20 protein-coding genes are annotated in these 19393 nt (G+C 71.3%); 9 read left to right on the forward strand and 11 right to left on the reverse strand.

Annotation, left to right across the window (positions count from 1 at the left end; translation table 11 throughout):
- Position 1 precedes the first annotated feature (1 nt).
- Entirely contained in the window at positions 2-448 is a 447-nt protein-coding gene (locus EDF31_RS04855; protein ID WP_185021045.1) for a cytotoxic translational repressor of toxin-antitoxin stability system, read from the reverse strand.
- On the reverse strand, positions 441-884 hold the full coding sequence (locus EDF31_RS04860) for a prevent-host-death protein (RefSeq protein WP_123294062.1): 444 nt from the start codon (positions 882-884) through the stop codon (positions 441-443). Before EDF31_RS04860 ends, EDF31_RS04855 begins: the two co-directional genes overlap by 8 nt.
- Before the next feature lie 93 nt (positions 885-977).
- On the opposite strand from EDF31_RS04860, the gene EDF31_RS04865 reads away from it, so the two are divergent.
- Positions 978-1928 carry a helix-turn-helix domain-containing protein gene (locus EDF31_RS04865; RefSeq protein ID WP_131845373.1) on the forward strand — a complete coding sequence of 317 codons (951 nt, stop codon included), beginning with the start codon at positions 978-980 and terminating at the stop codon, positions 1926-1928.
- 111 nt (positions 1929-2039) lie between these two features.
- Complete coding sequence (gene gap / locus EDF31_RS04870) at positions 2040-3044, forward strand: type I glyceraldehyde-3-phosphate dehydrogenase (RefSeq protein WP_123294060.1); 1005 nt, start codon at positions 2040-2042, stop codon at positions 3042-3044.
- A gap of 186 nt (positions 3045-3230) precedes the next feature.
- On the opposite strand, the gene EDF31_RS04875 is transcribed toward gap, so the two are convergent.
- The 7 genes from EDF31_RS04875 to EDF31_RS04905 all read right to left on the reverse strand — a co-directional run bounded on the left by EDF31_RS04875 (position 3231) and on the right by EDF31_RS04905 (position 11500).
- Positions 3231-4319, reverse strand: coding sequence for a BadF/BadG/BcrA/BcrD ATPase family protein (locus EDF31_RS04875; RefSeq protein ID WP_243649858.1), 1089 nt, complete (start codon positions 4317-4319; stop codon positions 3231-3233).
- The gene (locus EDF31_RS04880; RefSeq protein WP_123340745.1) at positions 4307-5614 is read right to left on the reverse strand and encodes a 6-phospho-beta-glucosidase; all 1308 of its coding nucleotides are present in this window, start codon (positions 5612-5614) and stop codon (positions 4307-4309) included. Before EDF31_RS04880 ends, EDF31_RS04875 begins: the two co-directional genes overlap by 13 nt.
- 8 nt (positions 5615-5622) lie before the next feature.
- Positions 5623-6513 (reverse strand): carbohydrate ABC transporter permease, encoded by an 891-nt coding sequence (locus EDF31_RS04885; protein ID WP_131845374.1) that lies wholly within the window; start codon positions 6511-6513, stop codon positions 5623-5625.
- Positions 6513-7553 (reverse strand): sugar ABC transporter permease, encoded by a 1041-nt coding sequence (locus EDF31_RS04890; RefSeq protein ID WP_200849231.1) that lies wholly within the window; start codon positions 7551-7553, stop codon positions 6513-6515. Before EDF31_RS04890 ends, EDF31_RS04885 begins: the two co-directional genes overlap by 1 nt.
- The gene (locus EDF31_RS04895) at positions 7553-8911 is read right to left on the reverse strand and encodes an extracellular solute-binding protein (protein ID WP_243649860.1); all 1359 of its coding nucleotides are present in this window, start codon (positions 8909-8911) and stop codon (positions 7553-7555) included. The genes EDF31_RS04890 and EDF31_RS04895 overlap by 1 nt, the downstream gene beginning before the upstream one ends.
- A gap of 160 nt (positions 8912-9071) precedes the next feature.
- Complete coding sequence (locus tag EDF31_RS04900; RefSeq protein WP_123294056.1) at positions 9072-10313, reverse strand: ROK family transcriptional regulator; 1242 nt, start codon at positions 10311-10313, stop codon at positions 9072-9074.
- A 137-nt stretch (positions 10314-10450) separates the two neighbouring features.
- Complete coding sequence (locus EDF31_RS04905; protein ID WP_123673174.1) at positions 10451-11500, reverse strand: alcohol dehydrogenase catalytic domain-containing protein; 1050 nt, start codon at positions 11498-11500, stop codon at positions 10451-10453.
- 78 nt (positions 11501-11578) lie between these two features.
- Here EDF31_RS04905 and EDF31_RS04910 point away from each other — a divergent pair, with 78 nt between their 5' ends.
- A complete protein-coding gene (locus tag EDF31_RS04910; protein WP_123340804.1) occupies positions 11579-12523 on the forward strand; it encodes a DUF3097 domain-containing protein in 945 nt (314 codons plus the stop codon).
- 71 nt (positions 12524-12594) lie between these two features.
- Entirely contained in the window at positions 12595-13248 is a 654-nt protein-coding gene (locus tag EDF31_RS04915) for a spermidine/putrescine ABC transporter substrate-binding protein (protein WP_131845375.1), read from the forward strand.
- Between the two features lie 140 nt (positions 13249-13388).
- Here EDF31_RS04915 and EDF31_RS04920 read toward each other — a convergent pair whose 3' ends face one another.
- Complete coding sequence (locus tag EDF31_RS04920; RefSeq protein WP_243649862.1) at positions 13389-14417, reverse strand: LacI family DNA-binding transcriptional regulator; 1029 nt, start codon at positions 14415-14417, stop codon at positions 13389-13391.
- Complete coding sequence (locus EDF31_RS04925) at positions 14414-14836, reverse strand: DUF3054 domain-containing protein (RefSeq protein ID WP_243649864.1); 423 nt, start codon at positions 14834-14836, stop codon at positions 14414-14416. Before EDF31_RS04925 ends, EDF31_RS04920 begins: the two co-directional genes overlap by 4 nt.
- Positions 14837-14959: 123 nt before the next feature.
- Between EDF31_RS04925 and EDF31_RS04930 the strand changes: the two genes are divergently transcribed.
- From EDF31_RS04930 to EDF31_RS04950, 5 genes are all read left to right on the forward strand, one after another.
- Positions 14960-15349, forward strand: coding sequence for a hypothetical protein (locus tag EDF31_RS04930; protein ID WP_131845377.1), 390 nt, complete (start codon positions 14960-14962; stop codon positions 15347-15349).
- The gene (locus EDF31_RS04935) at positions 15346-15909 is read left to right on the forward strand and encodes a hypothetical protein (RefSeq protein ID WP_131845378.1); all 564 of its coding nucleotides are present in this window, start codon (positions 15346-15348) and stop codon (positions 15907-15909) included. Before EDF31_RS04930 ends, EDF31_RS04935 begins: the two co-directional genes overlap by 4 nt.
- A gap of 458 nt (positions 15910-16367) precedes the next feature.
- Positions 16368-17525: an extracellular solute-binding protein gene (locus EDF31_RS04940; protein ID WP_131845379.1), complete on the forward strand. Its 1158-nt coding sequence runs from the start codon at positions 16368-16370 to the stop codon at positions 17523-17525.
- A complete protein-coding gene (locus tag EDF31_RS04945) occupies positions 17522-18562 on the forward strand; it encodes an ABC transporter permease subunit (RefSeq protein ID WP_131845380.1) in 1041 nt (346 codons plus the stop codon). The genes EDF31_RS04940 and EDF31_RS04945 overlap by 4 nt, the downstream gene beginning before the upstream one ends.
- Positions 18559-19371 (forward strand): ABC transporter permease subunit, encoded by an 813-nt coding sequence (locus EDF31_RS04950; RefSeq protein ID WP_123340755.1) that lies wholly within the window; start codon positions 18559-18561, stop codon positions 19369-19371. Before EDF31_RS04945 ends, EDF31_RS04950 begins: the two co-directional genes overlap by 4 nt.
- The last annotated feature ends 22 nt before the right edge of the window (positions 19372-19393 follow it).

The raw sequence follows: 19393 nt of genomic DNA on the forward strand, positions 1-19393 counted from the left end.
ATCAGGACGGCTCGGCCGCCCGGCGCAGGAGCTCGGCGTGGAGTCCGGCAGCGCCGGCGGGTCCGAGGTCGAGGATCTCCGACTCGGGCACACCGAGGTCGTGGAGTGCCCGCACCAGGTACAGCGGGAGGGCGTTCGCGGGCGCCGGGTGCACGGGGCTGCCCCGGTCCGGCAGCGTGCCGTCGTCGACGCAGCGCCAGAAGGCCGGTGCATCGACCTGCAGCTGGTGGCGCAGGACGTGCGCCCACATGCGCGCACCGTAGGTCGACCGGTCGACGGGCTTCGAGATCCGGGTGCGCAGGACGCGTGCGTCCCAGAGCACGAGCTCGTAGGTGCGATGGTGCCGGACGGGCTGACCGGTGGCGCCGCGCACCAGTGTCCAGCGCTCGGTCGTGCAGAACGTGTCGTGGTGCTCGCGGTTCGGAGCAGGGTGCCTCGGGCTACTCACCGCCGCGCTCCAACCAGTCGCGCAGTTCGGCGTCCGTGGACAGCTTGACCAGCTGGACGAGCGCCCACGCGTCGTGGTGGTTCGGGGCGTGCTGGAGACGGTCTTCCCAGTCGACCGCGTACTCCCGCAGCGACAGGGCGAGGTCGTCGAGTGCGTCGTCGACGTCCGTTCCCTGGGCGACGAACGGGCGCCCCTCCATGAGGGCGACGACCGCGCCGGCCTCGCGGAAGACACTGACCCGCGGGGAGACGGTCCGGAAGAAGTAGTCGCGAAGCCGGTCGACGGGCAGCATCGCGGAGACGGCGCCGTCGCGGGCGACCGTCACGGTGCGGCCGGTCGCGGTGGCGTCGAGCATGTCCTTGAAGTGCTCGCGGGCGCGCGAGTACGTGGGGTAGTCGGCTGCGATGGGCACGAGGGCCTCCGGTGAGTACGGCACGTACGGAGCGTACGTGGTGTGCTGATCCTAGGGGAGGGGGCTGACAGATCTGTGGAGAACGCGAGGGTGACGTGTTCGGCTAGCGTCGCCGGTATGGCCCGGACCCCACTGCACCGCGTCGCGGTCCTGGTGCTCGACGGCGCGAAACCGCTCGACGTCGGGATCCCCGCGCAGGTGTTCTCGAACCGGCCGAGCATGCCCTACGAGGTGCGGGTGTGCGGCCCCCGGGCCGGTCGGATCACCGGCGGCGACGGGTTGGCCAACGCGGTCGACCACGGGCTGGAGGCGCTGGACTGGGCGGAGACCGTCTTCGTGCCCGGCTACCGCCGCCCGTCCGACTCGGCGCCGCCGGCCGACGTCGTCACGGCACTCGCGCGGGCCCACGAGCGCGGCGTCCGCATCGCGGCGATCTCCACCGGGGCGTTCGCGCTCGCGGCAGCCGGGCTGCTCGACGGCCGCCGGGCGACGACGCACTGGCACTACACGCGGGTGCTCCGTGAGCGGTACCCCGAGGTGGACGTCGACGAGGACGTGCTGTTCGTCGACGCGGGCTCGGTGCTGACCAGCGCCGGCGCCGCGAGCGGGATCGACCTGTGCCTGCACATCGTCCGACAGGACCACGGCGTGGCACTGTCGAACCACGTCGCCCGACGGCTCGTCAGTGCCCCGTACCGCAGCGGCGGCCAGGCGCAGTACGTACCGCGGAGCGTTCCCGAACCGCTCGGCGACGTGTTCGCCGACACCCGGGAGTGGGCGCTCCGGCACCTCGCCGAGCCGCTCACGCTCGAAGCGCTCGCGCGGAACGCCACGGTGTCGACCCGGACGTTCTCACGCCGGTTCGTGGAGGACACCGGGTACACGCCGATGCAGTGGGTGCTGCGGGCGCGCGTCGACCTCGCGCGGGAGCTCCTGGAGCAGTCCGACCTCGGCGTCGACCAGGTGGCCGAGCGCGCGGGCCTCGGTTCCGACGCGAACCTGCGGACGCACTTCCGGCGGATCCTCGGGACCTCGCCCACCGAGTACCGCCGGACGTTCCAGGACTGACCGCGCCGACGCGGCGGTGGTGGCGACATCCTCTCGGACGCTGGCTTCCCTGCCACTGGAGCCGTGCCTCCAGGCCCGTGAGCATGGACCACGGAACGAAAGGAACCCCACATGACCCGCATCGCCATCAACGGCTTCGGCCGCATCGGCCGCAACACGCTCCGCGCCCTGCTCGCACGGGGCGGTGACGACCTCGAGGTCGTCGCCGTGAACGACCTGACCGCCCCCGACACACTCGCGCACCTGTTCCGCTACGACTCCGCCCTCGGGCCGTTCGACGGCACCGTCGAGGTCGACGGCGACACGCTCGTCATCGACGGCCGCCGCGTCCGCGTGCTCGCATCGACGTCGCCGGCGGACCTGCCCTGGGCCGAACTCGGCGTCGAGGTCGTCCTCGAGTCCACCGGACGCTTCACCGCACGCGACGCGGCAGCCGGGCACCTGACCGCCGGCGCCCGACGGGTCCTCATCAGTGCGCCGGCCACCGGAGCGGATGCCACCATCGCGTACGGCGTGAACTCGGACACGTTCGACCCGGCCGTGCACACGGTGATCTCGAACGCGTCGTGCACGACCAACGCGCTCGCACCCCTGGCGTCGGTGCTCGACGACCTGGCAGGCATCGAGCACGGGTTCATGACCACCGTGCACGCGTACACGCAGGAGCAGAACCTGCAGGACGGGCCGCACCGTGATCTGCGTCGGGCCCGCGCTGCCGGCGTGAACATCGTGCCGACGACGACCGGGGCGGCCAAGGCCATCGGGCTGGTGCTGCCCCGCCTGGAGGGCAAGCTGTCCGGTGACGCCATCCGCGTGCCGGTGCCCGTCGGGTCGATCGTCGAGCTGAACACCGTCGTGTCGCGGGACGTGACCGTGGACGAGGTGAACGAGGCCTACCGCGCCGCGGCTGCCGGTCCGCTCGCCGGGGTCCTGGCGTTCACGGTGGACCCGCTCGTGTCGACGGACATCACCGGGCGGCCGGAGTCGAGCATCTTCGACTCGCTGCTCACCCGCGTCGACGAGGGCCGGCACGTGAAGGTCGTCGCCTGGTACGACAACGAGTGGGGCTTCTCGAACCGCGTGGTCGACACGCTCGGGATGCTGGCGCGGGCGTAGGCCGCGGCCGGTCGGACTGGAGGCGCGGCGCGGGCTGGCGCCGCGCCTCCGGTCCGGTCGTGGTCACGTTTCGGGCTGTGCGACAGTTCACGGGACCGGGCGGCCGTGAGCTGTCGCTGAGCGCGAAATCTCGCGGCGGGCGGGCGGGCGCGCCGCGCGCCCGCCGCGCCCGCGCCCGCGCGCGCGTCAGCGGATCAGCGCGGTCGTGCTCGCGAAGGCACGGGAGCGCACGGCCTCGCGGTACCGCTCGAGCGCCGCGTCGTCGGCACCGACCGACTCCAGCGCCGCCAGCCCCGCGCCGAGCACCGGGGGATCGGTCACCCAGGTCGGCACCGCTCCGGGGACCCGGGCAGCGAGCCCGTCGACGACACCGTCGACGAGCAACGGGTGCCGAGCAGCGAGCACCCCGCCGCCGAGCACGACGGGCACCGGCTCGGCCGCCGAACCACCGAGGCCCAAGCGCTCGAGTGCGACCGCGGCGAGCAGGACGATCTCCTCCGCCTGCCGCTCCACGACGCCCCGGGCCACCGCGTCGCCGGCTCCGGCCACGTCGAACAGCACCGGGCAGAGCCGGTTGAACACGCGCTGGTCCAAGCGGCCGAAGTGGATGGCCTCGGTGACCTCGCGGACGCTGCGCAGGCCCACCGCCGCCGGCACCGCGCCGACCAGCGCCGTCGCCGGGCCGCGCCCGTCGTCGGCCCGCGCCGCGTGCCAGAGCGCCCGGTTGCCGAGCCACGCGCCGCCACCCCAGTCGCCGGAGACGTCCCCGATGGCCGGGAACCGTGCGGTCGTGCCGTCGGCCCGCACCGCGAGGGCGTTGATCCCGGTGCCGCACACCACGGCCGCGGCGTCGGGGGACAGGGTGCCGGCCCGCAGCAGCGCGAACAGGTCGTTGTCCAGGACGTGTGGTTCACCGCCGTCCTCGGCCCAGTGCGCGAGGGCCGCGGTCGCGGCGACGAGCTCGTCGTGCAGGTCGAGCCCGGCCAGGTACACGTGCGTCGTCCGGATGCGCCGGTCGCCCAGCTCGCTGACGACCCGCGCGCGGACGTCGTCGAGGATCGGGCCGGCGAGGTCCCAGCCACGCGTCTGCGGGTTCGACCCCGGACCGCGCGCGTGCCCGACGATGGTCCCGTCGAGTGCGATCGCGACGACGTCGGTCTTGCTGCCGCCGCCGTCGACGGCGAGCACGACGTCGGTCGCGTCCGGTGGGACCGGCGCGGGCGGACGGGAGGCTCGGGCCGGGCCCGCCTCGCCGGTCCGGCTCAGCCCGCCCACGTCACCTGCTCCGATCGCGCCCACGGGATGTGTTCCGCGTTCGCGGCCAGGAGCAGGTCGGTGAGCTGCTCCGCCTTGTCCACCTGCCCCACGAGCGGGTGCGCCCACATCGCACGGAGCACCCGGTCGCGGCCACCGTGCACCGCGGCGTCGAGCGCGAGCCGCTCGTACCCGGCGACGTGTGACACGAGACCGACCATGTCCGGGTCGAGCGGGGAGACCGGCAACGGCGTGATCGCCTGGCGGGTGACGCGCGACGGCACCTCGATGACGTGGTCGTCCGGCAGGAACGGGAAGGTGCCGTCGTTCCGCACGTTCAGGACCTGCACGTCGCCGCGGTCGCCGAGGATCGAGGACAGCACGTCGATCGCCGCCTCGGAGTAGTAGGCGCCGCCGCGCTGCTCGAGTTCGGCGGGCTTCGTCACGACGGACTCGTCGGCGTACTTCGCGAGCAGGGCCCGCTCGGTCTCCATGACGGCCTCGGCACGGGTCGGTTCGTGCAGCTGCTCCTGCAGCACGATGTCGTGCGAGTAGAAGTACCGCAGGTAGTACGAGGGGATCGCGTGCTGCAGGCGGAGGAGGTCCGGGTGCATGTGCACGCTCTCCGCCGTCCGGCCGAGGGCTCCGTCCGACTCGGCGAGCAGGTCCGCCATGACGTCGCGCTCGACGCCGTCCGCGCCCGTGACGTGCACGCCGCGCTCCCACGTCAGGTGGTTCAGGCCGACGTGGTCGAGCCGGACGTGGTCGGGGGCGACGCCGAACTCCTTCGCGAAGCGGCGCTGGAACCCGATCGCGACGTTGCACAGTCCGACGGCGCGGTGTCCGGCCTCGAGCAGGGCGCGGGTGACGATGCCGACGGGGTTGGTGAAGTCGACGATCCAGGCGTCCGGCTTGGCGTGCTTCCGGACGAGTTCGGCGTACTCCAGGACGACAGGCACGGTGCGGAGCGCCTTCGCGAAGCCGCCCGGACCGGTGGTCTCCTGCCCGATGCAGCACGCTTCGTGCGGCCACGTCTCGTCCTGCTGCCGTGCGGCCTGCCCGCCGATGCGGAGCTGGAACATGACGGCATCGGCGTCGGTGACCCCGGCAACCACGTCGTCGGTGACGTGGATCGTGCCGGGGTGTCCGGCGTGCGCGAACATCCGCTTGGCGACACCGCCGACGAGTTCGCGGCGCACCGGGTCGGGGTCGACGAGCCAGAGCTCGTCGATGGGGAGCTGGTCGCGGAGTCGGGCGAAGCCGTCCACGAGTTCGGGGGTGTAGGTGGATCCGCCACCGACGACTGTGAGTTTCACTGGAGCTGCTATCCCTTCACGCCGGTGAGCGCGATGCCCTCGACGAATGCCTTCTGTGCGAAGAAGAAGATGATGACGACGGGGACCATGACGACGACGGTCATCGCCATCGTCATCGACCAGTCGGTGCCGTGCTGCCCGCGGAACGTGGCGAGCCCGTACGCCACCGGCCAGGCGGCCTGGTTCTCGGACGCGTACAGGAGCGGGCCGTAGTAGTCGTTCCACGAGTGGAAGAACATGAAGATCGCCGCCGACGCGATGCCCGGGCGGGCCATCGGGACGACCACGCGCCAGAGCACGCCCCACTCGCTGCAGCCGTCCATGCGGGCGGCGTCGCCGTACTCCTTGGGGATGGTCATGAAGAACTGGCGGAGCAGGAAGATGCTGAACGCGTCGCCGAGCAGGTTCGGCAGGATGAGCGGCCACAGGGTGCCGGTCAGGTGCAGGTGCGACCACATCACGTAGACCGGCACCGCGGTGACCTGCGGCGGCAGGAGCATCGCGACGATGATCACCGTGAAGATCAGGTTCGCGCCCCTGAACTTGATCTGGGCGAGCGCGTAGGCCGCCGGCACCGAGCTGATGAGCATGAACGCGGTGGCGAGGACGGCGTACATCGACGAGTTGCCGAACCACTGCGTGAGCGGCAGCTCGGTGAACACCCGCGCGTAGTTCGAGAAGTCGAACGGCCGGGGCACGATCGACGCCGTGAGGGCCTGGTTGCTCGACATCAGCGAGGTCAGGACCACGAACACGATCGGGGCGATGGTCAGGACGCCGAGGGCCACCAAGGCGGCGTGCTCGGCGATCCACACGAGCGTGCGACCGCGCGGCCTGCCGGCGCGGGGAGCGGAACCCCGGGGCGCCCGGGCGAGCGGGGACTGGGACACAGCGGTCATCAGGACTCCTCCGGCCGGAACACACTGATCCGACGCATCGTGAAGACGAGCACCACGGCGGTGATCACGAACAGGACCACGGCCATGGCGGACGCGTAGCCGAACTGGAAGTTCGCGAACCCGTGCTGGTAGAGCAGCTCGGTGTACGTGAGCAGCGAGGTGCCCGGATAGCCGAGCTGGGCGGCGGTCCCGCCACCGATCGTCGCCTTGCCGCTCGCGACGCCCGAGGCGACGGCCGCCTCGGTGAAGTACTGCAGCGCGGCGATCACCCCCGTCACGGCGGCGAACCCGATCACCGGAGCGATCGTCGGCAGGGTGATGTGCCGGACCTGCTGGACGCCGTTCGCACCGTCGAGCGACGCGGCTTCGTACAGGTCGCGCGGCACGTCGAGCAGTGAGGCCAGGAAGATGATCATGATGTCGCCCATCACCCAGACGCCCAGGATCACCAGCGAGGGCTTCGACCACGCCGGGTCGTTGAACCACAGCGGGCCGTCGATGCCGAAGACCCGGAGGATCTGGTTCACCGGCCCGGTGCCCGGGTTGAAGAGGAACACGAACGCCACGACGCTCGCGACCGGCGGGACCAGGGCGGGCAGGTAGAACAGCGTCCGCCAGAACCCGGTGGCCGTCTTGGCCCGGCTGAGCAGCCCGGCCACCAGGAGCCCGCACACGATCCGGACCGGCACCAGGATGACGACGAACCACAGCGTGTTCACGACCGCGGGCCCGATCTGCGGGTCCTGGGTGAACAGGAACTTGTAGTTCAGCAGCCCGACGAACTCGGGCTCCTGCAGCTGGTTGTAGCGCGTGAACGAGTAGAAGATCGACGCGACGAGCGGGTAGGCGAAGAAGATCACCAGGCCCGCAAGGGCCGGCGCGAGCATCGTCAGGGCGACGAGGCGGCGCCGGGACTCTGCGGAACGGGGCCGACGTCGCGGAGCCGTCGGGGGCACCGGACCGGACCCCGTCGGGCCCGTGGGCCGGGCTGCGCGGGCGAGCCGCGCCTCCCGGCCGGTCGTCTTGGTGGTGAGGCTCATCACGGACCAGCCAGCTGGTTCGCGTTGTCGATGTCGGAGTCCAGCTTCTTCAGCTTCGCGTCGAGGTCGCCGCCGTTCTGCTGGTAGGCCTGCCAGAACTTCGTGAAGGTGCCGATGTAGGCGGCACCGTCCGCGGTGCCCGGCGAGGTCATCGTGTCCTTGTTGCCCGCGACGTCGACGAAGGTCTTGTAGTTCTCGTCGACCTCGAGGTCGGGGGACTCCAGCGCCGAGGTGAGCGTCGGGATGTTCTTCAGACCGTTGCCCATCGTGACCTGCGCGTCGGTGTTGGTGGACAGGTACTTCAGGAGCGCCCACGACAGCTCGGGGTTCTTGGACCCCTTCGCGATGCCCGCGACGTTGCCCGCGATGTACGTCGAGCCGTAGTTGCCGAGGCCGTCCATCACCGGGGTCGGGGACGTGCCGTAGTCGAGGTCCGGCTTCTGGTCCTTGAGGAACGCCGTGCGGTACTCGCCGTCGATCTGCATCGCGACCTGCCCGGTCTGGAACGCGTTGTCGGCCGCGAACTCCTGCCCGAGGCCGGACGTGAAGGCCTTGAGCTTGTCGTAGCCGATCTCGTCGACGAAGCCCTTCTGCCAGGTGATGAGCTTCTTCCACGCGTCGGACGTGCCGATCACGCTGTTGCCGTCCTTGTCGAGCCACGAGCCGTCGACCATCGGCGCCCAGTGCTCGGGGGAGTTCTCGTAGAAGTCGATGAGCGGGTTGAAGCCGAGCTGCTTGATGGAGCCGTCGGCGTTGTACGTCGTCAGCTTCAGTGCGTCGGTCTTGAGTTCGTCCAGTGTCTTCGGCGGAGTCGTGATGCCCGCCTTCTCGAGCAGCGGCTTGTTGTACATCAGGGCGCTGACGTCGGCGAGGGCCGGCAGGGTGCAGCGCGTGCCCTTGTACTGCGTGTAGGACTGCACCGCCTTCGGGATGTCGGACAGGTCGACCTTGTCGCGCTTGATGTACGGCGACAGGTCGCGGAAGGCACCCGAGGAGCAGAAGCTGCCGACGATGGCGGTCGAGTACGACAGACCCACGTCGATGTTCTGGCCGGACGAGATCGCCTTCTGCAGCTTCTCGTCGTCCTGGCCGGCGTGGATGTCGACGGTGACGTCGGGGTTGGCCTTCTCGAAGCCCTCGACGGCGGTCTTCACGACGCCGGCTTCACGGCCGGTGAAGAAGTGCCACAGGGACACGGTGCCCTTGAGTTCCTTCGGGGCGCTCTTCTCGATCGAGTCGGCGCTGCTGCCGGAGCTGCAGCCGGCGACGACGAGTGCGCCGGCCGCGGCGAGGGCCGTGGCGGTGGCGATGCGGCGGAACACCCGGCGGCGCGGGACGTTCGGTTCGGGGAGGGACAAGGCGGTACTCGCTCTCTGGTCTCGCTCCGTCGCCGTCCGTTTCCGGGCGCCGCCCGTTTCCGGGCGCCGCCCGTTTCCGGGCGCCGCCCGTTTCCGGGCGCGACGAAGAGCCCTGTGACAGGGCTGGGTGATGGTGCCTCGAGTGGTGCGGGTGGAACGTTCAGGGGCGCTCGACGGGGTCCGGCGTCGGGGCATCGTCACTGATGCGCTCGAGCCGGTCCGCGAGCGCGGTGCGGACGACGTCGATGAGGACGTGCCGCGCACCGTGCAGGACAGGGGTGTCGGGGACGCCGGGCGCGACCACGGCGGTGGACCAGCGCGAGCGGGTCCGGAGCCAGGCGGTCACGGCGGCGGCCAGGGCGGGGCCACCGGCGATCCCGGTCGGGCCGTGCAGGACGACCGTCTCGGGATCGGCCACGGCGAGGGCGGGGAGCACGTTGTGCCCGACGCGCTCGCCGAGGGCGACGGTGAAGGGGTGCTGCTCGGGCAGGCCGGGCAGTTGCGGGAGCACCTGGCGCCAGTCGGCTGCGGTGCCGTCCGGTGCCGTGATCCCGTGCTCGGCGGCCAGGGCGATGATCGCGGACTCGGAGATGAGGTCCGCGACGATCGTGGCCGTCGGGTCGATGGAGCGTGCGTCGGCGGGCACGCTGAGGTAGCCGATCTCCCCCGCGGCACCGGAGGCGCCGGTGTGCAGGTGACCGTGCAGGTCGAGGGCCATGCCGAGGCCCTCGGCCATCCAGAAGAGCGCGAAGGACCCGGGAGCCCGACCGGCGCCCATGTTGCGTTCGGCGATGGCGGCGAGGTTGGCGTCGTTCTCGACGACGACGTGGACCCCGAGCTCGGCGGAGAGGGTCGCGCTGACCTGCTCACGAGGCCAGCCGGGCAGTCCGTCGGTGAAGATGAGGGTGTCGGTGGCGTGGTCGACACTCGCCTGCACACCCACCGCGACGGCGGTGACGAGCTCGGGGTCGACACCGGCCGCGGCGGCTGCGCGGGAGATCGCTGCGGCGACGATGTCGGCGCCGGGGGAGCGCACCTCGGCCTCGGACATCCGGTGCGTGGCGACCGGGAACGTGCGACCGGCGGCGTCCACCACGGTCGACCGGACGTCGACGAGCTGGACGTCCACCGCGACGCCGAGGTCGCGGTCGGTGATCGCTTCGTACACGACGGCGCTCGGCCCGCGGCGCCCGGCCTGCGTGTCCGTGCCGGCCTGGCGGATGAGCGCAGCCGACTCGAGCCGGCGGATGATCTCGGCGGCGGTGGGCTTGCTGAGCCCTGTCCGCTGCGCGATCTCGTTGCGGGTGAGCGGACCGTCGTCGAGCAGCAGCTCGAGGGCCGCCCGGTCGTTCAGGACGCGCAGCAGACCGGGCTGGCCGGGGGTGCGTCCTCGTGTGGTCATGTCGAGGACTGTAACGGACAACCTTCTTTACTGAAAGGTTTGTTTACCGATTCGAAACACGCGTTCTGCTGCGCGAAACGTGCCGCCCCGACCCAGGCGCGCCGGACGCCGACCGGGCGCGGGCGAGCGACCGGCGCCTACGGCCGCAGCAGCACCTTGATCGCCCGGCGCTCGTCCATCGCCCGGTAGGCCTCGGCGGCCTCGTCGAGCGGCAGCTCCAGGTCGAACACGCGCCCGGGGTCGATCGCTCCGGACAGCACGTCGGGCAGCAGCTCCGGGATGTACTTCCGTGCCGGCGCCATCCCGCCCGCGACGGCGATGTTCGTGTCGAAGAGGTAGCGCGTCCCGATCGTCGGCACGCCGTGCGGGACCCCGACGAAGCCGAGGTTGCCGCCCGCGCGCACCGAGTGCAGCGCCTGGTCCATGCTCTCCTCGGTGCCCACGGCCTCCACCGCGCAGTCGGCCAGGTCGCCGCCGAGCAGCTCGCGGATCGCCGCGACGCCCTCCTCGCCGCGCTCGGACACGATGTCCGTCGCGCCGAACTCGCGTGCCAGCGCCTGGCGATCGGCGTGCCGGCTCATGGCGATGATGCGCTCGGCGCCGAGTCGCTTCGACGCGAGCACGGCGGACAGGCCGACCGCGCCGTCGCCGACCACCACGACGGTCTTGCCCGGACCGACCGCCGCCGACACCGCGGCGTGGTGCCCGGTGGAGAAGACGTCGGACAGGGTCAACAGCGACGGCACGAGCGCCGGGTCGACGGGGCCGGGCACCGCGACCAGCGTCGCGGACGCATCCGGGATGCGGACGTACTCGGCCTGCGCGCCGCCGACCGGGTCGCCGTACGCGTCCTTCCCGCCGAAGCCGGACAGGTGGTCGCAGCCGCTGGTCATCCCGTGGCGGCAGGCCTGGCAGGTGCCGTCGTTCATGGTGAAGGGGGAGATCACGAAGTCGCCCTCGTGCAGGTCGGTGACCGCGTCGCCGACGGCGACGACCTCGCCGACGAGTTCGTGCCCGATCGGCCGGGGCTCCTTCGTCTTCGTGACGCCGCGGTACGGCCACAGGTCCGAGCCGCACACGCACGCGGCCACGACCTTGACGACGACGTCCTTCGGGGTGAGGACCGAGGGGCGGTCGCGCTCCTCGACGCGGATGTCGTTGGGGGCGTGGATGATCGCTGCGCGCACGGGAGGCCTTCCGTCGAGATGGTGGGTGTCGGCGCGGTCGACGTCGTCCGGGCCGACGTCGACAGTACCCTCGTGCGGGTGGACGACGACCGGTACGGCGGGGACGTGCTCTCGGGAGACTGGCGCTCCCGCGGGGTGAAGAAGGTGCGGCAGGTGCCGCTCGAACGCGACATGGTGCTCGAAGACCCGGACTCCGGGTGGGCTGGTGCCGTCGTCGGACTCGAGGCGGGCAACATCGCGCTCGAGGACTGGAAGGGCCGCACCCGTTCCTTCCCCTTCACCGGGCAGTTCCTGCTCGAGGGCGAGCTCGTCACGCTGGGCCGCCCGCAGGCGCCGGTCGGCCGGTCTGCCGCGGCCGCTGCCGGCTCGCCGGGTTCGCTGGGTTCCGTTCACTCGGACTGGAGGCCCGGGGCCGCGCCCGCCGTGCGGCAGGCGTCCGATGGTGGTCGCCTCCGCACCGCGTCCGGATCCTTCGCGGTGGAGTCGCAGCGTGCCCGGGTGGCCCTGCCCTCGCGCATCATGGTCGAGGGCAAGCACGACGCCGAGCTCGTCGAGAAGGTCTGGGGAACCGACCTGCGCGTCGAGGGTGTCGTCGTCGAGGAGCTCTCCGGCGTCGACAACCTGGCTTCTGTGCTCGATGAGTTCCAGCCCTCGCGAGACCGTCGCGTCGGCGTGCTCGTCGACCACCTGGTGCCCGGGTCGAAGGAGTCCCGGTTCGCCGAGGCAGTGATGCGCGGCAAGTGGGGCGCGCACGTGCTCGTCGTCGGCCACCCGTTCGTCGACGTCTGGCAGTCCGTGAAGCCCGCCCGCGTCGGACTGCAGGCCTGGCCGACGATCCCGCGGTCGATCGAGTGGAAGAAGGGCATCTGCCAGGCGCTCGGGTGGCCGAACGCCGAGCAGGCCGACATCGCCCGGGCGTGGCAGCGGATCCTCGGACAGGTGCGCACCTTCGCCGACCTCGAGCCGCAGCTGCTCGGCCGTGTCGAGGAGCTCATCGACTTCGTGACGGAACCGAAGGCCTGAGAACCCGGCCGTTCTGGGCAGGCGCGCGGAATGAGCGGGTGATCCGCGCCTCCGCTCCGTATCGTTGGGGCATGGACGGCATCGACGGACGCGTACGCAGCGCTGTCGACGTCTGGCTGCGCTGGCTGCCGCGCTGGCAGATCGGCACCGCCCGCCCGCGCACCCGCATCTGCCGGAAGTGCACCGGGTCCCCGATCGCGAGTGCCGCCGGCTTCGGGCAGGACGTCCCGCACGCCGTCCAGCACGCGCTCATCGGCCGGATCTCGACCATCGTCGAAGACGCCGTCGACGACTACACCGCCAAGAACCTGCCGCTGCTGCAGCGGGAGCTCGAGCGGGCCGCGGCGCGGAAGCGGCACGCCGGGTACCAGCCGGCCGAGGGGCTGTCGCCCGAGTTCCAGGGCCTCGACGTCGATCCCGAGCCCTCGCCGGGTTCGCCGTTCCTCTTCACGCTCGGGGAGCTGGCGGGGACGGGCGCGGGGGAGCAGGCACCACGCGAGCCGCTGTCCGACGAGGCGAAGGCGGCGCTCCGGCACGAGATCGAGCTGTCCGACGAGTGCGCTCGCTCGACCGGGACGGCGGTGTGCCTGGCGCTCATCGACCATCGGCCGCGCATCGCCGAGGCGGTGGAGCGCCTGGTCGAACCGCAGATCGAGGCGCTCGTGTCCGACATGTTCCGCGGGTTCGACGGCCCGGACGAGGGGCCGCGCAGCGGGCTGTTCTGAGGGCTGTGCGTCGTGCGTCTGGTGCGAGGTTCCGGCGTCCGTGCGAGGCGCAGCATGGTGCACCGAGTACGGAACCTCGCACCGTTCGCGCATGCTCCTCGCACGGTGCGAGGTCGGCGAGGTCGGCGAGGTCGGCGAGGTCAGCGGGGGAGCAGCGTGCGACCGGGCACGACCGTGCCCCGGAGCGAGCGGTGCTCGACGGCACGCGTCGGGTCGTCGATCCGGCCGATGACGAGGTCGATCGCCTCGCGGCCGATGCGTTCGATCGGCTGCTCGAGTGTCGTGAACCCGATCCAGTCGCTCGCGAGGGGGTACACGCCGTCGAACCCGGTGACCGACAGATCGTGCGGGACCCAGACACCGCGGCGGGCGAGCGCCTCGCACACGTCGAGCATGAGCCGGTCCGTCGGGCACATCACCGCGGTCACGTCCGACTCGTGCATCGCGTCGACCAGGTCAGCGGCGAGGTCGTCGGGCGGCCGCACGAAGCTGGCGTCGATGTCGATGACCCGGACACCACGCGCTCGGAGCCGTTCGACCATCGCCGTCGAGCGGGCGTGCTGCGTGATCGCGTTGTCGAGTGGGACGGTGAGTACGGCGACCGTGCTGTGGCCGGCGTCGGCGACGGTGTCGGCGATGGTCGCGCCACCGTCCACCTCGTCGCAGTACACGCTGGACAGTGCCGGGTGGAGTTCGGGCCGACCGGCGACCACGGTGGCGATCCGCGGGGCGAACTCGGCGATGTCGGCCGACGGCATCAAGCCGCTGCAGACCACGAGGCCGTCCACCCGCATCGACACGAGTGCGGCGAGTGCGGACTTCTCGTCCTCGACACGGCCGACACCTGTGGTGGTGACGACGCGGTAGCCCAGCTCGGACGCGCGGCGCTCCATCACGGCGTGCAGTGCGGTGTAGACCATCGACGACGCATCGCGGACGAGCATCCCGATGGTGTGCGTCCGACCGCTGACGAGCCCGCGTGCCATGGCGTTGGCGACGTACCCGAGCTCGGCTGCGGCGCGCTCGACCCGCTCACGGGTCTCGTCGGAGAACCGTCCGGTGCCGGACAGGACACGGCTCACCGCCGACTTCGAGACGCCTGCTCGTGCGGCGACGTCGAGGATGGTCGGCTGGGACCCGCGGCCACCGTTCACGCGGCTGCCGTTCACGCCTCGGTCGCGGCGGCGTCCTGCCGGGACCGCGACGCGGTGAAGCGCAGCACCCCGCGGGCGATCGCGCGCCAACCGAGCAGGAACACCCCGAGCACGACGGTGGCGACGATGACGAAGGAGATCGGCAGCGGGTTGCCGTCGACGTCGCCCTGACCCGTGGCGACGCGGATCGCCATGCCGACGAACACCGTGAGGATCCAGACGACGACGCCGGTCGGCCAGAAGCGCAGCGGGCGGGCCCAGGCTCCACTCGTCACGTACCCGATCGCCCAGCCCGCCATGAACGGGTAGACGGTGGTCCAGATCCCCAGTGCGGTGTTGCCCTCGCCGTGGGAGGAACGGCCGATGAGCGCGAAGACGACGATGAGGACGACGTCGATGACGGCTGCGAGCCAACCCCAGGTGCGTGTGTTCACCCGGACAGTCTCGCAGCCTCCGGTGGTGGGACTCATTCCTCCACACGGCCTGCGGGCGATGATCCGTCCACAGGGCTCGTGTCCGGCGCTGCGTTCGTCCACCGGGTTCCCGACCATCGGGGCATGTCGATGAACCTCAAGCTCGCACCAGTCCCCGAAGTCCTCACCTACCGAACATCAGCGCAGCGGCCTGACGAGTCCGACGTCATCAGACGACGGGCGGCGGCAGGAGAGCTCATCCGGGTCGCACGCGGTCTGTACGCGGAGGCCGCTGGATGGGCAGCACTCCGGACCACCGAGCAGCACCACGTCCGCGTGCGCTCGTTCGCCGACCGCATTCGGCCAGGAGACCTGGTGTCCCACGTGTCCGCGGCGGTGGTCTTCGGCGTGCCGCTCCTGACCCCGCCACCGACGCGGATCCACGTGACCTCGAGCGGCGGCGACCGGCGGACCACCAACGCGACCTTCATCGTGCACGCGGACCTCGACCCGAGCGGAACCGACGAGCAGTGACGACACCGGATGGGCTGGTGCTGTGCGGGCTGGAGCGGCTGGCGACGGATCTGGCGCTCACGCTGCCCTTCACCGATGCGATCGTCGCCCTTGACTCGCTCCTCCGCCGTGCGGTGGAGCGAGACCTGGTCCGGTCGGCCGTGGAGCGGCGGGGACAGAAGGGCCGGCGGCGAGCACTGCGGGCCGTCGACTTCGCCGACGCCGCGTCGGACTCACCCGGGGAGTCCTACGCACGCGCCCGGTTCGACCAGTTCGGTACGCCGACCCCCGTCCTCCAACACCGGTTCCGGACGGCGGGCGAGCCGGACATCGTCGTGGACTTCTGGTTCCCGGAGTCCGGGGTGGTGGTGGAGTTCGACGGTGCCGTCAAGTACCAGCGCCGTGAGTACCTGCGCGGGCGTACCCCTGAGGAAGCACTACTCGACGAGAAGATCCGAGAGGACCGTCTCCGCGCGTTCCCCGAGGTCCGGATCGTGCTCCGGCTGACCTGGTCCGACCTGCGGAACGAGTGGACCCTGCGGGCGAAGCTCCGTCAGGCTGGCGTGCGGATGTCGCGCTGAGACCGCTCGACCGCGCACCGTGCGACTTTGTTCCGGCCCTGCAGGCGGCGCACGGTGCGAAGTCGCGCGGTCGGCGGCAGGAAGTCAGCTCGGTGCGAGGTCATCGGTGGGTCCGACCGACTTCGCACCGTGCGCCTTTCGTCGGTCGGGGGTGCGTTGCCCGCTTGGTGCGAACTTGTAGGCGGGCACGGAGCGGGCAACCTCGCACCAGTTGGCGAAGTCGGCACGGTGCGGGCGTGACGCCGTCGCCGCCGACACGGCCGAGCCCGAGCCCCGAGCCCCGAGCCCCGAGCCCCGACCCCGCACCCCGCCCCCGGAGTTCACCCGGCGGCGACGCCCGCGGCACCCGGCGTTCACCCGGCAGCGCCACACTCGACCTCGGCGCGGGAACGTTCCCACGCGGCCAGCACTACCCCCACCCCGCACGACCCCCACCCCACGGAACAGGGAGAACCCACGTGAAGACCCGAGTCCTCGCCGGCCTCGCCATCGCGGCGGCCGCGACCGTCGCACTGTCCGGCTGCGTCCAGAGCGCCAACGCCTCGAACGCCGCGGACACGAGCGGCGGCACCACGAACCTCACCGTGTTCATCAGCGGCGACACGAACGTCCAGGACCTCTGGGACAAGTCGCTCATCCCCGCCTTCGAGAAGGCGAACCCGAAGATCCACGTCAGCACGAGCATCGACCTGCACGGCGAGCACGACGCGCAGACCCAGGCGAACCTGGCCACCGCGGTCAAGGCCGGCAAGTCCGTCGCGTACGACCTGGTCGACGCCGGCTTCGTCAGCACCGCGGGCAAGGCCGGACTGCTCAGCACGGTCAGCGACAGCACGATCCCGAACCTGAAGGACGTGCCCGAGGCCACGAAGCAGCAGGGCGGCGACAGCGCGATCCCGTACCGCGCCTCGAGCGTCCTGCTCGCCTACGACTCGAGCAAGGTGACGGACCCGCCGGAGAGCCTCGACGACCTCCTCGCCTGGATCACGGCCAACCCCGGTCAGTTCGCGTACAACTCCCCGTCGTCCGGCGGCTCCGGCGGCTCGTTCGTGGCCACGGTGCTCGCGAAGTACCTGACCGCGGATGAGCAGGCGACGATGCAGACGACGTACGACAAGTCGCTCGAGTCGAAGTGGGACAAGGGTTTCGCAGCGCTCAAGGACCTCGGCCCCTCGACGTACCAGAAGGGGGTCTACCCGAACGGCAACGACCAGGTCGTGCAGCTGCTCGGCAGCGGCCAGATCGCGATGGCGCCGGTGTGGAGCGACCAGTTCATCACCTCGCAGAAGACCGGCGTGATCCCGAAGACCGTCAAGGCGATCCAGATCACCGACCCGTCGTTCACCGGCAGCGCGAGCTTCCTCGGCATCCCGAAGACCGAGCCGAAGGCCAAGAAGGCCGCCGCCGAGCAGCTCGCCGACTTCGTGCTGAGCTCCAAGGGGCAGCAGCTCGTCGCGAGCGCCGTCTCCGGCTACCCGGTCATCCCGCTCGACAGCCTGCCGGCGTCGGTCGCGGAGCAGTTCGCCGACGCGAACCCCTCGCAGCTCCGCCTCGGGTTCCAGAGCGACTTCGCCGCCGACATGAACGCGGCGTGGGACGCGAAGGTCCCGCAGTGACCCAGACCGTCCAGGACGGCCCGGCGACCGACCGGGAGGCCCGTGGCGACTCCGCCACGGGCCTCCCGCCCGTCCCGTCGCCCGCCCACGGCACGGCGGACACCGCAGGTCGGCTGTCCGTCCAGGAGCGGCTCGACCGCCGTCGGCGGTGGCAGGGCCTCGCCCTCGTCGCGGCGCCCGTCCTCGTCGTGGTCCTGTTCGTCGGCGTGCCCGTCGTGAACGCCGCCCTGTTCAGCCTCGGGTTCACCGGCGGCCTGAACCAGGCACTCGCAGACATCGGCGGCGACACCGTGCGCGGCTTCTCGTTCGCGGTGTACGGCACCCTGCTCGGCAACGCCACGTTCCTGCGCGACCTCGTCGCGACGCTCGGGGTCACCGCGTTGTCGACCGGCCTGACCGTGGCGCTCGCCGTGGCGGTGGCGGTGATCCTCCGGCTCCGCGGTGGTTTCCTCGGCAAGAGCCTCAGCGTCCTGGCCGTGGTCCCGCTCTTCGTGCCGGTGGTCATCGCGAGTTGGTCGGTCCTGACGTTCACCGATGCGCAGGGCTTCCTCCGCAGCCTCGGTGCCCAGTTCGGCCTCGACGTCCCGGTGTGGGGGTACACCCTCGTTGCCGTGGTGTTCGGCAGCGTCTGGACGAGCCTGCCGTTCGCGGTGCTGATGATCGCCGGCGCGCTGCAGGGCACCCCGGACGCCCTGGTCGAAGCTGCGAAGGACGCCGGCGCGAGCACCTGGCGGGTGGTCTGGCAGGTGCTCCTGCCGATGGCGGCGACCCCGCTCGTCATCGCGACGACGTTCACCGTCATCGGGGTCCTCGGGTCGTTCACGGTGCCGTACTTCACCGGTCCGAACGCCCCGACGATGCTCGGTGTCGACATCTCGAAGTACTTCCAGGCCTACAACCGCCCGCAGCAGTCGACGGCGATGGCGTTCATCGTGTTCGCCTTCGCCGCGGCCGCGAGCGTGTTCTACCTGCGCTCGACGGTCCGGGCGAACGCCGGCGAGCTGCGGAAGCAGCAGCAGAAGCAGGAGCAGCCGTGATCAAGCGACTCACCGGGAACACCCTGGTCTGGGCGACCGCCGTCGTGCTGGCCGTCTTCGTGCTCGGTCCGCTCCTCTGGCTGGCGGCTCGTGCCTTCGCCACGACGTGGACGTACCCGAACCTGTTGCCCGACGGCTGGACGCTGCAGTGGTGGGGCACCGTGTTCGAGGACCGGAGCCTTGCGGTCGCCGTCCAGAACTCGCTCGTCCTCGCCCCGCTGACGGTCCTCATCGCCGCGGTGGTCTGCCTGCCGGCCGCGTGGGCGATCAGCCGCATCGAGTTCCCCGGGCGACGGCTCGTCCTGGTCGGGCTGTTCGCCACGAACGCGTTCCCGAAGATGGGCCTCTTCGTCACGATGTCGGCCATGTTCACCGCGCTGAACCTCATGAACACGGTCACGGGCATCCTCATCGTGCACGTCCTCGGGTGCGTGGTGTTCATGACGTGGCTGCCCGCCGCCGCGTTCTCGGCCGTGCCGCGGTCCCTCGAGGAGGCAGCACGCGACGCCGGAGCGAGCCGCTGGCGGACCTTCTGGCGGGTGACGTTCCCGATCGCGTGGCCGGGGATCCTCGTCGCGATGGTGATGTCGTTCCTCGCGTCGTTCGACGAGGCGCAGGGCACGTACTTGGTCGGCGCGCCGACCTACATGACGATGCCGACGGCGATGTACTCGCTCGTCCTGAACTCCCCACGCCAGGTCTCCGCGGTGTTCGCGATCGCGTTGAGCATCCCGTCCGTGGTCCTGCTGCTCCTCGCCCGGAAGCACATCATGGGCGGCCGCCTGGCGGACGGCTTCCAGATCCGATGACGCGGCCGCAACCGACCGAGCT

The organism is Curtobacterium sp. PhB142 (assembly GCF_004341255.1).
Taxonomy (GTDB): domain Bacteria; phylum Actinomycetota; class Actinomycetes; order Actinomycetales; family Microbacteriaceae; genus Curtobacterium.